The sequence below is a fragment of the Pseudomonas sp. Wu6 genome (genome assembly GCF_019891515.1).
Taxonomy (GTDB): domain Bacteria; phylum Pseudomonadota; class Gammaproteobacteria; order Pseudomonadales; family Pseudomonadaceae; genus Aquipseudomonas; species Aquipseudomonas orientalis_A.
In genome coordinates this window covers 228,020-242,885 of the sequence record NZ_JAFLXH010000001.1, presented here as the reverse complement: position 1 = coordinate 242,885, position 14,866 = coordinate 228,020, and the positions used below count along the sequence as shown (strand labels likewise).

Sequence of the window (14,866 nt, the reverse complement as noted above, 5' to 3'; positions counted from 1 at the left end):
TATGCATCTTTTTCCCCTGCAAGGATTCCTCGTGCCGACTCCGCCTGCCAAGTCTTCGCTGGCTGCCCATATGGACGAAAGTCCGGCGCCCTTGTATGCCCGCGTCAAACAGATGATCAGCCAGCAGATCCTCAACGGCAACTGGCCGCCCCATTACCGCGTGCCGTCGGAGAGCGAGCTGGTCAGCCAACTAGGCTTCAGCCGCATGACCATCAACCGCGCGTTGCGTGAGCTGACGGCCGAAGGGTTGCTGGTGCGCATGCAGGGTGTGGGTACGTTCGTCGCCGAGCCCAAGAGTCAGTCGGCGCTGTTTGAAGTGCACAACATTGCCGATGAGATCGCCTCCCGCGGCCATCGCCATACGTGCCAGGTCATTACTCTGGGCGAGGAAGCGGCCGGTTCCGAACGCGCCGTCGCCCTGGAAATGCGCGAAGGCGGGCGGGTGTTTCACTCGTTGATCGTGCATTTCGAAAACGACATTCCGGTGCAGATCGAAGACCGTTTCGTCAACGCGCTGGTCGCCCCGGAATACTTGCAGCAGGATTTCACCCAGCAAACGCCCTACGCCTACCTCAACCAGGTGGCCCCGCTGACCGAAGGCGAGCACGTGGTTGAAGCGATCCTCGCCGATGCCGCCGAGTGCAAGCTGCTGCAGATCGAAGCGGGCGAGCCCTGCCTGCTGATTCGCCGGCGCACCTGGTCCGGCCGCCAGCCGGTCACGGCCGCGCGCCTGATTCACCCCGGTTCCCGGCACAGCCTCGAAGGACGCTTCAGTAAATGAGTTCAGTCAACGTCTGGCGCGCCGCCGACTATGTGCGCATGCCGTGGAAGAACGGCGGCGGCAGTACCGAAGAAATCACCCGCGACGCGGGCACCGGCCTTGAGGGTTTCGGCTGGCGCCTGTCGATTGCCGATATTGCCGAGTCGGGCGGGTTTTCCACCTTCGCCGGTTACCAGCGCGTGATTACGGTGATCAAGGGCGCGGGCATGGTGTTGACCGTCGACGGTGAGGAGCAGCGCGGTTTGTTACCGCTGCAGCCGTTCGCCTTCGCCGGTGACAGCCAGGTGTCGTGCCGCTTGATCACCGGGCCGATCCGCGATTTCAACCTGATCTACTCGCCTGAGCGTTACCACGCGCGCTTGCAGTGGGTGGATGGCGTGCAACGCTTTTTCAGCACGGCCCGGACGGTGCTGGTGTTCAGCGTTGCCGATGAGGTGAAGGTGCTGGGCGAGAAACTCGGCCATCACGATTGCCTGCAAGTGGACGGTAACACCGGCCTGCTGGATATCTCGGTCAGTGGTCGCTGCTGCCTGATCGAACTGACCGCACGCGGTTAAAAAATGTGGGAGGGGGCTTGCCCCCGATAGCGCTGTATCAGCCAAAGATCTGGTGGCTGAAACTCTGCAATCGGGGGCAAGGCCCCTCCCACATTTGTTTCTGCGGCGTTTCCAACCTGTGCACCAATTTGTTACCGAATGCCCCAGCGTGACGCAAAGCCATGCTGTCGTGACTACCTTTCCCCCGTCGTAAATTCCTCTGTAAGAAATTTCATCAAGCCTGGAAGCCTTAATTTCCAAGGCTCCCACGCGCTGTGCAAAAAAATCCAAGCCCCTCTCGCGGAAAGTTGGCCGCTCGATTGCATATGCTTGTACATACAAGTAAAGGTGTGTGCGTAAGACTCTTCTTCGCACCGTCCAAGTCCGCGCATCGATCGCCGAGGAGTCCAGTTGTGACCGATTTTTCGAAAGCAAGGCCTACAAAATACCGTGACGTCGAAATCCGCGCCGCCCGCGGTAACACGCTCACCGCCAAAAGCTGGCTGACCGAAGCGCCGCTGCGCATGTTGATGAACAACCTCGACCCGCAAGTGGCCGAGAACCCCAAGGAACTGGTGGTATACGGCGGCATTGGTCGTGCGGCGCGCAACTGGGAATGCTACGACCAGATCGTCGAGAGCCTCACCCACCTCAATGACGACGAAACCCTGCTGGTGCAATCCGGCAAGCCGGTCGGCGTGTTCAAGACCCACAGCAACGCCCCGCGCGTATTGATCGCCAACTCCAACCTGGTGCCGCACTGGGCCAGTTGGGAACACTTCAACGAACTGGATGCCAAGGGCCTGGCCATGTACGGCCAGATGACCGCCGGCAGCTGGATCTATATCGGCAGCCAGGGCATCGTCCAGGGCACCTACGAAACCTTCGTCGAAGCTGGTCGCCAGCATTACGATTCGAATCTCAAGGGCCGTTGGGTGCTCACCGCCGGTCTGGGCGGTATGGGTGGCGCGCAACCGCTGGCCGCGACCCTGGCCGGTGCCTGCTCGTTGAACATCGAGTGCCAGCAGGTCAGCATCGATTTCCGCTTGAACAGCCGCTATGTCGACGAGCAAGCCACTGACCTTGACGACGCCCTGGCGCGCATCGCCAAGTACACCCAGGAAGGCAAAGCCATCTCCATCGCCCTGCTGGGCAACGCCGCCGAAATTTTGCCTGAGCTGGTCAAACGTGGCGTGCGTCCGGACATGGTCACCGACCAGACCAGCGCCCACGACCCGCTCAACGGTTACCTGCCGGCCGGCTGGACCTGGGACGAATACCGCGCCCGCGCCAAGACCGAACCCGCCGCCGTGATCAAGGCCGCCAAGCAGTCGATGGCCGTGCACGTCAAAGCCATGCTGGAGTTCCAGAAGCAGGGCATCCCGACGTTCGACTACGGCAACAACATCCGCCAGATGGCCCAGGAAGAAGGCGTGGAAAATGCCTTCGACTTCCCGGGTTTCGTACCGGCCTACATCCGCCCGCTGTTCTGCCGTGGCATCGGCCCGTTCCGCTGGGCGGCGCTGTCCGGTGACCCGCAGGACATCTACAAGACCGACGCCAAAGTCAAAGAACTGATCCCGGACGACGCCCACCTGCACAACTGGCTGGACATGGCCCGCGAACGCATCAGCTTCCAGGGTTTGCCGGCGCGTATCTGCTGGGTCGGCCTGGGCCAGCGCGCCAAACTTGGCCTGGCCTTCAACGAAATGGTGCGCAGCGGCGAATTGTCGGCGCCGGTGGTGATCGGCCGTGACCATCTCGACTCCGGCTCGGTCGCGAGCCCGAACCGCGAAACCGAATCCATGCAGGATGGCTCCGACGCCGTGTCCGACTGGCCGCTGCTCAACGCCTTGCTCAACACCGCCAGCGGCGCGACCTGGGTTTCGTTGCACCACGGTGGCGGCGTCGGCATGGGCTTCTCGCAGCACTCGGGCATGGTGATCGTGTGTGACGGCACCGACGAAGCGGCCGAACGCATTGCGCGCGTACTGCATAACGATCCGGCGACCGGGGTGATGCGTCACGCGGATGCGGGTTACCAGATCGCGATCGATTGCGCCAGGGAACAGGGCCTGAATCTGCCGATGATTAACGGCTGACGCACTCACTGTAGGAGCGAGCTTGCTCGCGAAGGTATTCCAGGCACATCGCTGCGTTGAATGTACGTTTTTCGCGAGCAAGCTCGCTCCTACAGAAAAGCATCGAACAATCCATCAGAGGTTGAACAGCATGGCTGCGAACGACACCACCCCGTTGATCGAAAGGCGTTCGATCGACTACATCCCCGAAGCGGAACGACATGGTCGTCTACTGAGCCAGTTCACCCTGTGGATGGGGGCCAACCTGCAAATCACCGCGATTGTCACCGGGGCCCTGGCCGTGGTGCTGGGCGGTGACGTGTTCTGGTCGTTGATCGGTCTGTTGATCGGTCAACTGATCGGCGGCGGCGTCATGGCGTTGCATGCGGCGCAAGGGCCCAAGCTTGGCCTGCCGCAGATGATCTCCAGCCGGGTGCAGTTCGGCGTGTATGGCGCGGCCATCCCGATCGTGCTGGTGTGCCTGATGTACCTGGGCTTTACCGCCACCGGCACCGTGTTGTCCGGGCAGGCGCTGGGCCAGTTGTTCGGGGTCAGCGACAGCGTGGGCATTCTGATCTTTGCCAGTGTCATCGTGCTGGTCACGGTGCTCGGTTACCGGGTGATCCATTTCATCGGGCGTGTTGCCAGCGTCATCGGCGTGATTGCCTTTGTCTACCTGTTCAGTCGCCTGATGAGCCAGACCGATGTTGGCGCGCTCCTGCAGATCCGTCACTTCAGCTGGAGCAGTTTTCTGCTGGCCGTGTCGCTCGCGGCCTCCTGGCAGATCGCCTTCGGCCCCTACGTGGCGGACTATTCGCGTTACCTGCCGAGCAAGACGTCATCGGTGAAAACCTTCTTCGCCGCGGGTGCGGGCTCGGTGATTGGCGCACAGGTGGCGATGGTGCTCGGTGTGTTTGCCGCCGCCATGTCCAACGGCCAATTCGCCGGGCATGAAGTGGCCTACATCGTTGGCTTGAGCGGGACGGGGGCCACTGCGGCGTTGCTGTACTTCAGCATCGCGTTCGGCAAGGTCACCATCTCCACGCTCAACTCCTACGGCAGCTTCATGTGCATTGCGACCATCATCAGCGGTTTTCGTGGCCGCCTTGAGGTCACCCGTCTGCAGCGCCTGGTGTTCGTGCTCGTCATCGTCGGTGCGGCGACCCTGATCGCGTTGCTCGGCCAGCACTCGTTCCTCGGTGCGTTCAAGTCGTTCATCCTGTTCCTGCTGGCGTTCTTCACGCCCTGGAGCGCGATCAACCTGGTGGATTACTACTGCATCACCCGCGAGCGCTACGACGTGCCGGCCTTGTCCGACCCGAACGGACGCTACGGTCGCTGGAACCTGTTGGGGATCAGCGTCTATGTGTTCGGCGTGCTGGTGCAGTTGCCGTTCATCTCAACCAAGTTCTACACGGGGCCCCTGGTGGCTGCGCTGGGGGACGTGGATATTTCCTGGATCATCGGCCTGGTACTGCCTGCAGCCGTGTATTACGTGTGTGCAAAAAAATGGCACGGCACGGTGCCCGATCATCTGATCCTGCCGAAAGAGCAGGGCTCTTTACTCACAACAGACGGGCTGCCTGCGCAAGCCTGATGGGACGTGGACAAGGCAGGACGCCTTTTGACTGCCGTAATCCATTTCATGATTGGGAGCGTCACATAATGAAAATGCATAAGACCCTGCTGACCACGTTGCTGTCTGCGGGCTTGCTGGCAAGCGCCGGCGCCCAGGCGGCCGGCTGGTGCGAATCCGGCAAGCCGGTGAAATTCGCCGGGCTGAACTGGGAAAGCGGCATGTTGCTCACCGACATCCTGCAAACCGTGCTGGAGAAAGGCTACGACTGCAAAACCGACAGCCTGCCGGGCAACTCCATCACCATGGAAAACGCCCTGAGCAGTAATGACATCCAGGTGTTTGCCGAGGAGTGGGTGGGCCGAAGCGAAGTCTGGAACAAGGCCGAGAAGGCCGGCAAGGTCGTCGGCGTCGGTGCGCCGGTGGTTGGCGCGGTTGAAGGCTGGTACGTGCCGCGCTATGTGATCGAAGGTGACGCCAAGCGCAAGCTGGAAGCCAAGGCGCCTGACCTGAAGAACATCGCTGACCTGGCCAAGTACGCCGCCGTGTTCAAGGACCAGGAAGAGCCGTCCAAGGGCCGCTTCTACAACTGCCCGGCCGGCTGGACCTGTGAACTGGACAACAGCGAAATGCTCAAGAGCTACGGCCTGGAAAGCACCTACACCAACTTCCGCCCCGGCACCGGCCCGGCGCTGGACGCGGCGGTACTGTCGAGCTACAAGCGCGGCGAGCCGATCCTGTTCTACTACTGGTCGCCGACGCCGTTGATGGGCCAGGTGGACCTGGTCAAGCTGGAAGAAAAGCCCGGTGTGGATAAAAGCGTGAGCATCAAGGTCGGCCTGTCCAAGACCTTCCACGAGCAAGCGCCGGAACTGGTGGCCGTGCTGGAAAAGGTCAACCTGCCCATCGACCTGCTGAACCAGAACCTGGGCCGCATGGCCAAGGAACGGATCGAGTCGCCGAAGCTGGCGAAAATTTTCCTCAAGGAACATCCTGAAGTCTGGCACGCCTGGGTGAGCGAAGACGCCGCCAGGAAAATCGACGCGGCCTTGTAGGTAAAGCGTGTCCGGCTACCCTGAGAGGCAGCCGGACGCCTGGCCTCAACCCACTGGATCGAGAGCACGCTATGTTTCCCGAGAGTTTTACGTTTTCCATCGCCGACTGGGTCAACGGTTGGGTGGACTCGCTGGTCACCAACTACGGCGATGTGTTCCGGCACATCTCCGACACCCTGCTGTGGGCCATCGTCAATCTGGAAGGGCTGCTGCGCGCGGCGCCCTGGTGGCTGATGCTGGCCATCGTCGGCGTGATCGCCTGGCATGCCACCCGCAAGGTGGTGACCACGGCCGTGATCGTCGGTTTGTTGTTCCTCGTCGGCGCGGTCGGCCTGTGGGACAAACTGATGCAGACCCTGGCGCTGATGATGGTCGCCACGGTGATCTCGGTGCTGATCGGCATTCCCCTGGGCATCCTTTCCGCGCGCAGCAATCGCTTGCGTTCGGTGCTGATGCCGTTGCTCGACATCATGCAAACCATGCCCAGCTTCGTGTACCTGATCCCGGTGCTGATGCTGTTTGGCCTGGGCAAGGTGCCGGCGATTTTTGCCACGGTCATTTACGCCGCGCCGCCGCTGATCCGCCTGACCGACTTGGGCATTCGCCAGGTCGACGGCGAAGTCATGGAAGCCATCAATGCTTTTGGCGCCAACCGCTGGCAGCAACTGTTCGGCGTGCAACTGCCGCTGGCGCTGCCGAGCATCATGGCCGGCATCAACCAGACCACCATGATGGCGTTATCGATGGTGGTGATCGCCTCGATGATCGGCGCGCGCGGCCTGGGTGAAGATGTCCTCGTCGGCATCCAGACCCTCAACGTCGGGCGTGGCCTGGAGGCCGGTCTGGCGATAGTGATTCTTGCAGTGGTCATCGACCGCATTACCCAGGCCTATGGTCGTCCACGGCATGAGGCGAGCAAATGACTACCGTCAGCAAAATCGAAGTCAAAAACGTCTTCAAGATCTTCGGCAACCGCTCCAGGGAGGCGCTGGCGCTGATTGGCCAGGGCAAGACCAAGGATCAGGTATTGGCCGAGACCGGCTGCGTGGTCGGTGTGAACGACCTGTCCCTGAGCATCGCTACCGGTGAAATCTTTGTGATCATGGGCCTGTCCGGCTCCGGCAAGTCCACCCTGGTGCGTCACTTCAACCGCCTGATCGACCCCACCAGCGGCGCGATCCTGGTGGATGGCGAAGACATCCTGCAACTGGACATGGAAGCCCTGCGTCAATTCCGTCGCCACAAGATCAGCATGGTGTTCCAGAGCTTCGGCCTGTTGCCCCACAAAAGCGTGCTCGACAACGTCGCCTATGGCCTGAAAGTGCGTGGCGAAACCAAGCAGGTCTGCGCCGAACGCGCCCTGCACTGGATCGAAACCGTGGGCCTCAAAGGCTATGAAAACAAATACCCGCACCAGCTCTCCGGCGGCATGCGTCAACGTGTGGGCCTGGCCCGCGCACTGGCGGCCGACACCGATATCATCCTGATGGACGAAGCCTTCAGCGCCCTCGACCCGCTGATCCGCGCCGAGATGCAGGACCAGTTGCTCGAGCTGCAAAAGACCCTGCACAAGACCATCGTATTTATTACCCATGACCTCGACGAGGCCGTGCGCATCGGCAACCGCATTGCGATCCTCAAGGACGGCAAGCTGATCCAGGTCGGCACGCCGCGCGAGATCCTGCACTCGCCGGCGGATGAGTATGTGGATCGCTTTGTTCAGCGGCGGGCGGCGGTGGTCTGATCCGGGTTTGGTGCTGAGGCTGCCGGCCTCATCGGGGGCAAGCCCCCTCCCACAGGGGAATGCATTTCAAAGGTGGGAGGGGGCTTGCCCCCGATAGGGCCGGCAAGGCTGCACAAGAATTGAAGAAGGTACAAAGATGCCCCAGGCAACAACAATCATCATCGCCGACACCCCCCTGCGCTGGCAGGACGTCGCCGCCGTCGCCCGCCACGGCGCAGTGCTCGAACTTTCGAGCCAGTCCTGGGCGCGGATCGACAATGCCCAGGCCGTCGTGCAGTGCATCGTCGCCAGCGGCGAGCGCGCGTATGGCGTGAACACCGGCCTGGGCGCGCTGTGCAACGTGTCGCTCGAGGGCGAGCAACTGCGCCAGTTGTCGCGCAACACCTTGCTCAGCCACGCCTGCGGCGTCGGCCCTGTCTTGAGCGACGAGCAGACCCGCGCGATCATCTGCGCCGCCATCATCAACTACAGCCACGGCAAATCCGGCCTGCATCGGCAAGTGGTGCAGGCGCTGCTGGCGCTGCTCAACCACGGCATCACGCCCCAAGTACCGTCCCAGGGCTCGGTGGGCTACCTGACCCACATGGCCCATGTCGGCGTGGCGCTGCTCGGCGTCGGCAACGTCAGCTATCGCGGCCAGGTTGTGAGCGCGCAGCAAGCCTTGGCCGCTGAAGGTTTGCAGCCCGTCGTCCTGGGCGCCAAGGACGGCCTGTGCCTGGTCAACGGCACGCCGTGCATGACCGGCCTGAGCTGCCTGGCCCTGGCCGATGCCCATCACTTGCTGCAATGGGCCGATGTGATCGGCGCCATGAGTTTCGAAGCCCAGCGCGGCCAGATCGATGCCTTCGACGCAGAAATCATTGCCCTCAAGCCCCATGCGGGCATGCAGGAAGTCGGGCGTAACCTGCGCGCCTTGCTCGACGGCAGTGAAGTGATCGCCACCAGCCGGGGCGTCCGTACCCAGGACGCCCTGAGCATCCGCTCGATCCCGCAGATCCACGGCGCGGCGCGCGATCAGGTGGCGCACGCCACCCGCCAGATCGAGACCGAACTCAACAGCGCCACCGACAACCCGCTGGTCCTCGGCACGCCGGACAACTACCGCGTAGTGTCCCAGGCCAACCCCCACGGCCAATCCGTGGCGCTGGCGGCCGACCTGCTGGCGATTGCCATGGCCGAAATCGGTTCGGTGGCCGAACGCCGCCTGGACCGCCTGATCAACCCGCACGTCAGCGGCCTGCCGGCGTTTCTGGTCAGCAACCCCGGGGTCAACTCCGGGATGATGATCGTGCAGTACGTCGCCGCGTCGTTGTGCGGGCAGAACCGCCAATTGGCGCAACCGGCGGTGCTCGACAACTTCGTCACCTCGGGCCTGCAGGAAGACCACTTGAGCATGGGCACCAATGCGGCGCTCAAGCTGCATCAGGTATTGCTCAACGTTACCCAGATTCTGGCCATCGAATACCTGCTGGCGGCCCAGGCGTTCGAGTTTCTCAAGGGCCAGCGCTTCGGCGCCGGCACCGACCGCGCCTGGCGCCTGCTGCGCGAAATGGTCCCCGCTTACGAGCAGGACCGCTGGCTGGCGCCGGACATTGCCGCGGCCGCCAACCTCATCAAAGACACCGCATTACCGAATTTGTATTGAATGCCTAGAAGAACAATTCACAAGGAGAATGAATGTGACTGCGCTAACCCTGATTCCAGGCCAACTGAGCCTTGCCCAACTGCGGGCCATCTACCAGCAGCCGGTAACCCTCAGCCTGGATGACAGCGCCACGGCGCAGATCGAAGCCAGTGTTGCCTGCGTGGAGCAGATTCTCGCCGAGAACCGCACCGCCTATGGCATCAACACCGGTTTCGGCCTGCTGGCCTCGACTCGTATTGCCAGCGAAGACCTGGAAAACCTCCAGCGTTCCCTGGTGCTGTCCCATGCCGCCGGCGTGGGTGAGCCGATCAGCGATGCGCTGGTCAGGCTGGTCATGGTGCTCAAGGTCAACAGCCTGAGCCGTGGGTTCTCCGGGATTCGTCGGCAGGTAATCGACGCGCTGATCGCGCTGATCAACGCCGAGGTGTACCCGCACATTCCACTTAAAGGTTCGGTCGGTGCATCCGGTGACCTGGCGCCGTTGGCCCATATGTCCCTGGTGCTGCTCGGCGAAGGCAAGGCGCGCTACAAGGGCGAATGGCTGGAGGCGACCGACGCGCTGAAAGTCGCCGGCCTGACGCCGCTGACCCTCGCCGCCAAAGAAGGCCTGGCCCTGCTCAACGGCACCCAGATGTCCACCGCCTATGCCTTGCGCGGCCTGTTTGAAGGCGAAGACCTGTTCGCCGGCGCTCTCGCGTGTGGTGGCCTTACCGTGGAAGCGGTACTCGGCTCGCGCTCGCCGTTCGACGCACGGATTCATGCCGCACGCGGCCAGCGTGGGCAGATTGATGCCGCTGCGGCCTATCGCGACCTGCTCGGTGAAAGCAGCCAGGTGTCCCAGTCGCACCAGAACTGCGACAAGGTGCAAGACCCTTACTCCCTGCGCTGCCAGCCGCAGGTCATGGGCGCCTGCCTGACCCAGTTCCGCCAGGCCGCCGAGGTGCTGGTGGTGGAGGCCAATGCCGTGTCGGACAACCCGCTGGTGTTCGCGGCCGAAGGCGATGTGATTTCCGGCGGTAACTTCCACGCCGAGCCGGTGGCCATGGCTGCCGACAACATGGCGTTGGCGATTGCCGAAATCGGCTCGCTCAGTGAGCGCCGTATCTCGTTGATGATGGACAAGCACATGTCGCAACTGCCGCCGTTCCTGGTGGGCAATGGCGGGGTCAACTCCGGCTTCATGATCGCCCAGGTCACCGCTGCGGCGCTCGCCAGCGAGAACAAGGCACTGGCCCATCCCCATAGCGTGGACAGCCTGCCGACCTCGGCCAACCAGGAAGACCACGTGTCCATGGCCCCGGCTGCGGGCAAGCGCCTGTGGGAAATGGCCGAGAACACCCGTGGCATTCTCGCTGTGGAATGGCTCGCCGCCTGCCAGGGCCTGGATCTGCGCGACGGCTTGAAAACCTCGCCTGCGCTTGAAAAGGCCCGTGGCCTGTTGCGTGACAAAGTGGCGTTCTACGACAAGGACCGCTTCTTCGCCCCGGACATCATCGCCGCCAGCGAACTGCTTGCCAGCCGCTGCCTGAATGAGCTGGTGCCGGCCAAGCTGCTGCCAAGTCTCTAACACGTCGCCGCCCCACTGCGCCGATCGTTCCCACGCTCTGCGTGGGAATGCCGCCCCGGACGCTCTGCGTTCGCTTTTTAGAGTAGTGACGCGGAGCGTCACAGGATGCATTCCCACGCAGAGCGTGGGAACGATCTTCTCCTCATAAGAATAATAGGGACGAGAAATGCACCCGCCAGAAAAAGGTTTGAAACGCGGGCTCAACGCTCGAATCGGCTTTGTCTCATCGATAACTTAGGGAGGCGTTAATGAAAACCCTTTGGCAACACTGCCACGTCGCAACCATGGCCCAGGGCAAATACTCGATTATCGAGGATGCCGCCATGGTGACTGCGGGCTCGCTGATCGAGTGGATCGGCCCGCGCAACCAGGCGCCGACGGCGGATTACGCCCAAGTGCATGACCTGCAAGGCGCGTGGGTCACGCCTGGACTGATCGACTGCCACACCCACACCGTGTTCGGTGGCAACCGCAGCGGCGAATTCGAGCAGCGCCTTGAAGGCGTCAGCTACGCCGACATCGCGGCCCGGGGCGGGGGTATTGCCAGCACCGTGCGGGCCACCCGTGCTGCGACGGAAGATGAATTGTTTGCCAGTGCCGAAAAGCGCCTGCGCAGTCTTTTGCGCGACGGCGTGACCACGGTGGAGATCAAGTCCGGCTACGGCCTGGACCTGGCCAACGAACGCAAGATGCTGCGCGTGGCGCGGCGCCTGGGTGAAGCGCTACCGGTGAGCGTACGCGCCACCTGCCTGGCGGCTCATGCGTTGCCGCCGGAGTACAAGGACCGCGCCGATGACTACATCGAGCACATCTGCAATGAGATGCTGCCGGCGCTGGCGGCAGAAGGGCTGGTGGATGCGGTGGATGCGTTCTGTGAATACCTGGCGTTCTCCACCGAGCAGGTCGAGCGCGTGTTTAAAGTCGCCCGGCAACTGGGCTTGCCGGTGAAGCTGCATGCCGAGCAACTCTCGTCGCTGCACGGTTCCAGCCTGGCCGCGCGTTACCAGGCGTTGTCGGCGGACCACCTGGAGTTCATGACCGAGGAAGATGCCATCGCCATGGCCGCTGCCGGCACCGTTGCCGTGTTGCTGCCAGGGGCCTTCTACTTCCTGCGCGAAACCCAATTGCCGCCGATGGACGCCCTGCGCAAACACGGTGTGAAGATTGCCATCGCCAGCGACCTCAACCCCGGCACTTCGCCGGCCCTGTCGGTGCGCCTGATGTTGAACATGGCCTGCACCCTGTTCCGCATGACCCCGGAAGAAGCCCTGGCCGGCGCCACGCAACACGCGGCTACCGCCTTGGGCATGGGCGACACCCATGGTTCGCTGGAAGTGGGCAAGGTCGCGGATTTTGTCGCCTGGCAGATCGATCGCCCTGCCGACCTGGCCTATTGGCTGGGTGGCGAGCTGGATAAACGCGTTGTGCGCCATGGCGTCGACGTCACTGTTTGAGGAGAAGCGTTGTGGATAAGGTTCTGACATTCAAACAAGGCCGCGTACCGCTGCTGATCAGCATGCCCCACGCCGGCCTGCGCCTGACGCCTGCGGTCGAGGCCGGGTTGATCCCCGAGGCGCAAAGCCTGCCGGACACCGATTGGCATATTCCCTTGCTGTATGACTTTGCCGAAGAACTGGGCGCCAGCACCCTGGCGGCCGAGTATTCGCGGTTCGTCATCGACCTGAACCGGCCATCCGATAACAAGCCGCTCTATGCGGGCGCCACCACCGGCCTGTACCCGGAGACGCTGTTCGATGGCGTGCCGTTGTTCCGTGAAGGGCAGACACCGTCCGAGGCCGAGCGCGCCACCTACCTGCAGAAAATCTGGGGCCCGTATCACCGCACGCTGCAAGAAGAACTGGCGCGCCTCAAGGCTGAATTCGGCTACGCGCTGCTGTTTGACGCGCACTCGATCCGCTCTGTGATCCCGCACCTGTTCGAGGGCAAATTGCCGGACTTCAACCTCGGCACCTTCAATGGCGCCGCCTGCGATCCCGAACTGGCCGGCCAGCTGGAAGCCATCTGCGCCCGGCATCCTCAGTACACCCACGTGCTGAACGGGCGTTTCAAGGGCGGTCACATTACCCGCCACTACGGTAATCCGGCGCAGGATATCCATGCGGTGCAGTTGGAGTTGTGCCAGAGCACGTATATGGAAGAGGTTGAGCCGTTCCGCTATCGCCCGGACCTGGCCGAGCCGACCCAGGTGGTGTTGAAACAATTGCTGCAAGCCTTGCTGGCATGGGGGCAGATGCACTATCGATAAAGGCTGACGCGGGTCCAGGCGCTCAAGGACATGCTCATTGCACAATTCGGGTTTATGATGCCAGACGGCAGAATAATAGACGTCCCCCCAGGGATGAACCCGACACCCCACGGAGCGCGCAATGCAGACTTGGTACCCGCAGATCAAACCCTATGCCCGGCACGATCTGGCAGTCGATGATGTTCACACCCTGTACGTCGATGAAAGCGGCTCCCCCGAGGGCCTGCCGGTGGTGTTCATCCATGGCGGCCCCGGCTCCGGTTGCGACGCGCAGAGCCGTTGCTACTTCGATCCGAACCTGTACCGCATCGTCACCTTCGACCAGCGCGGTTGCGGACGCTCCACCCCCCGCGCGAGCCTTGAAAACAACACCACCTGGGACCTGGTCGCCGACCTTGAGCGCATCCGCGAGCACCTGGGTATCGACAAATGGGTGCTGTTCGGTGGCTCCTGGGGTTCGACGCTGTCCCTGGCCTACGCGCAAACCCACCCCGAGCGTGTGCATGGCTTGATCGTGCGCGGCATTTTCCTGGCGCGTCCTCAGGACATTCACTGGTTCTACCAGGAGGGCGCGAGCCGGCTGTTCCCGGATTACTGGCAGGACTACCTGGCACCGATCCCGGTGGAAGAGCGTCACGACATGATCGCGGCGTATCACAAGCGTCTGACCGGCAACGACCAGATCGCCCAGATGCACGCGGCCAAGGCCTGGTCCGGCTGGGAAGGGCGCATGCTGGGCCTGTGCCCGAGCCCGCAGCATGTCGAGCGCTTCTCCGAGCCGCAGCGTGCGTTGTCCATCGCCCGCATTGAGTGCCATTACTTCACCAACAACTCGTTCCTGGAGCCTGACCAGCTGATTCGCGACATGCACAAGATCGCCCATCTGCCCGGGGTCATCATCCACGGCCGCTACGACATGATTTGCCCGTTGGATAACGCCTGGGCGCTGCACCAGGCCTGGCCGAACAGTGAATTGCAGGTGATCCGCGAGGCGGGGCATGCCGCGTCCGAGCCTGGCATTACCGATGCGCTGGTCCGCGCAACCGGCGAAATGGCACGACGCCTGCTTGATTTACCGCCTGAGGAAGCATGAAGGGCTTGTTGCAACGGGTGCGAGGCGCCCGTGTCGAGGTGGCCGGCGAAATAGTCGGGGCAATTGACCAGGGTTTGCTGGTGCTGGTGGCCGTCGAACCTTCAGATACGCCTGAAAGCGCCGACAAACTGCTGCACAAGCTGCTTAACTATCGGGTGTTCAGCGACGATGAGGGCAAGATGAACCTGTCGTTGAAGGATGTCGACGGCGGGCTGTTGCTTGTATCGCAGTTCACCCTGGCGGCGGATACCAAAAGCGGGCTGCGGCCGAGCTTCTCCACGGCAGCCCCGCCGGCCCTCGGAGCGGCGCTTTTTGATCACTTGTTGTTACAAGCGCAACAATTGCATGGCAAGGTGGCATCAGGGCGTTTCGGCGCGGATATGCAGGTGCATTTGGTCAATGATGGCCCTGTGACCTTTCTCTTACAGACCTGAATGTATGAAAAACGACTTTAATGCCTAAAAACGCAGGGTTTCGCTACAAATACTTCGTTGTCCCTGATGCGTTGTCTCGCGGGCTGCT

13 protein-coding genes are annotated in these 14,866 nt (G+C 62.4%); all 13 read left to right on the top strand.

The window, feature by feature from the left end; all coding sequences use genetic code 11:
* Nucleotides 1-70 precede the first annotated feature (70 nt).
* The 13 genes from hutC to dtd all read left to right on the top strand — a co-directional run bounded on the left by hutC (nucleotide 71) and on the right by dtd (nucleotide 14,778).
* Nucleotides 71-781 (top strand): histidine utilization repressor, encoded by a 711-nt coding sequence (gene hutC, locus J1G34_RS00980; RefSeq protein WP_170827588.1) that lies wholly within the window; start codon nucleotides 71-73, stop codon nucleotides 779-781.
* Nucleotides 778-1,338 carry a HutD/Ves family protein gene (locus J1G34_RS00975; protein ID WP_065893721.1) on the top strand — a complete coding sequence of 187 codons (561 nt, stop codon included), beginning with the start codon at nucleotides 778-780 and terminating at the stop codon, nucleotides 1,336-1,338. Before hutC ends, J1G34_RS00975 begins: the two co-directional genes overlap by 4 nt.
* Before the next feature lie 392 nt (nucleotides 1,339-1,730).
* Entirely contained in the window at nucleotides 1,731-3,419 is a 1,689-nt protein-coding gene (gene hutU, locus J1G34_RS00970; protein WP_065885739.1) for a urocanate hydratase, read from the top strand.
* Between the two features lie 130 nt (nucleotides 3,420-3,549).
* Nucleotides 3,550-4,995 carry a purine-cytosine permease family protein gene (locus J1G34_RS00965; RefSeq protein WP_122560758.1) on the top strand — a complete coding sequence of 482 codons (1,446 nt, stop codon included), beginning with the start codon at nucleotides 3,550-3,552 and terminating at the stop codon, nucleotides 4,993-4,995.
* Nucleotides 4,996-5,063: 68 nt separating this feature from the next.
* Nucleotides 5,064-6,029, top strand: a complete 966-nt coding sequence (locus J1G34_RS00960) for an ABC transporter substrate-binding protein (RefSeq protein WP_065885737.1) — start codon at nucleotides 5,064-5,066, stop codon at nucleotides 6,027-6,029.
* Between the two features lie 71 nt (nucleotides 6,030-6,100).
* Nucleotides 6,101-6,952, top strand: a complete 852-nt coding sequence (locus J1G34_RS00955; RefSeq protein WP_065885736.1) for an ABC transporter permease — start codon at nucleotides 6,101-6,103, stop codon at nucleotides 6,950-6,952.
* Complete coding sequence (locus J1G34_RS00950) at nucleotides 6,949-7,773, top strand: quaternary amine ABC transporter ATP-binding protein (protein ID WP_065885735.1); 825 nt, start codon at nucleotides 6,949-6,951, stop codon at nucleotides 7,771-7,773. Before J1G34_RS00955 ends, J1G34_RS00950 begins: the two co-directional genes overlap by 4 nt.
* 136 nt (nucleotides 7,774-7,909) lie before the next feature.
* Nucleotides 7,910-9,418, top strand: coding sequence for an HAL/PAL/TAL family ammonia-lyase (locus J1G34_RS00945; protein WP_222993064.1), 1,509 nt, complete (start codon nucleotides 7,910-7,912; stop codon nucleotides 9,416-9,418).
* Between the two features lie 28 nt (nucleotides 9,419-9,446).
* Complete coding sequence (hutH, locus tag J1G34_RS00940; RefSeq protein ID WP_222993062.1) at nucleotides 9,447-10,985, top strand: histidine ammonia-lyase; 1,539 nt, start codon at nucleotides 9,447-9,449, stop codon at nucleotides 10,983-10,985.
* A gap of 248 nt (nucleotides 10,986-11,233) precedes the next feature.
* Complete coding sequence (gene hutI, locus J1G34_RS00935; RefSeq protein WP_065885733.1) at nucleotides 11,234-12,439, top strand: imidazolonepropionase; 1,206 nt, start codon at nucleotides 11,234-11,236, stop codon at nucleotides 12,437-12,439.
* 11 nt (nucleotides 12,440-12,450) lie between these two features.
* Nucleotides 12,451-13,251: an N-formylglutamate deformylase gene (gene hutG / locus J1G34_RS00930; RefSeq protein WP_065935775.1), complete on the top strand. Its 801-nt coding sequence runs from the start codon at nucleotides 12,451-12,453 to the stop codon at nucleotides 13,249-13,251.
* A gap of 121 nt (nucleotides 13,252-13,372) precedes the next feature.
* Nucleotides 13,373-14,344, top strand: coding sequence for a prolyl aminopeptidase (gene pip / locus J1G34_RS00925; protein ID WP_065885731.1), 972 nt, complete (start codon nucleotides 13,373-13,375; stop codon nucleotides 14,342-14,344).
* On the top strand, nucleotides 14,341-14,778 hold the full coding sequence (gene dtd / locus J1G34_RS00920; RefSeq protein WP_065885730.1) for a D-aminoacyl-tRNA deacylase: 438 nt from the start codon (nucleotides 14,341-14,343) through the stop codon (nucleotides 14,776-14,778). The genes pip and dtd overlap by 4 nt, the downstream gene beginning before the upstream one ends.
* The last annotated feature ends 88 nt before the right edge of the window (nucleotides 14,779-14,866 follow it).

Coding starts and splice junctions, on each gene's coding strand:
- hutH (WP_222993062.1), top strand. CDS start 9,447: ATGAATGTGACTGCGCTAACCCTGATTCCAGGCCAACTGAGCCTTGCC.
- pip (WP_065885731.1), top strand. CDS start 13,373: ATGCAGACTTGGTACCCGCAGATCAAACCCTATGCCCGGCACGATCTG.
- hutI (WP_065885733.1), top strand. CDS start 11,234: ATGAAAACCCTTTGGCAACACTGCCACGTCGCAACCATGGCCCAGGGC.
- J1G34_RS00965 (WP_122560758.1), top strand. CDS start 3,550: ATGGCTGCGAACGACACCACCCCGTTGATCGAAAGGCGTTCGATCGAC.
- dtd (WP_065885730.1), top strand. CDS start 14,341: ATGAAGGGCTTGTTGCAACGGGTGCGAGGCGCCCGTGTCGAGGTGGCC.
- J1G34_RS00945 (WP_222993064.1), top strand. CDS start 7,910: ATGCCCCAGGCAACAACAATCATCATCGCCGACACCCCCCTGCGCTGG.
- J1G34_RS00950 (WP_065885735.1), top strand. CDS start 6,949: ATGACTACCGTCAGCAAAATCGAAGTCAAAAACGTCTTCAAGATCTTC.
- J1G34_RS00975 (WP_065893721.1), top strand. CDS start 778: ATGAGTTCAGTCAACGTCTGGCGCGCCGCCGACTATGTGCGCATGCCG.
- J1G34_RS00955 (WP_065885736.1), top strand. CDS start 6,101: ATGTTTCCCGAGAGTTTTACGTTTTCCATCGCCGACTGGGTCAACGGT.
- hutC (WP_170827588.1), top strand. CDS start 71: ATGGACGAAAGTCCGGCGCCCTTGTATGCCCGCGTCAAACAGATGATC.
- J1G34_RS00960 (WP_065885737.1), top strand. CDS start 5,064: ATGAAAATGCATAAGACCCTGCTGACCACGTTGCTGTCTGCGGGCTTG.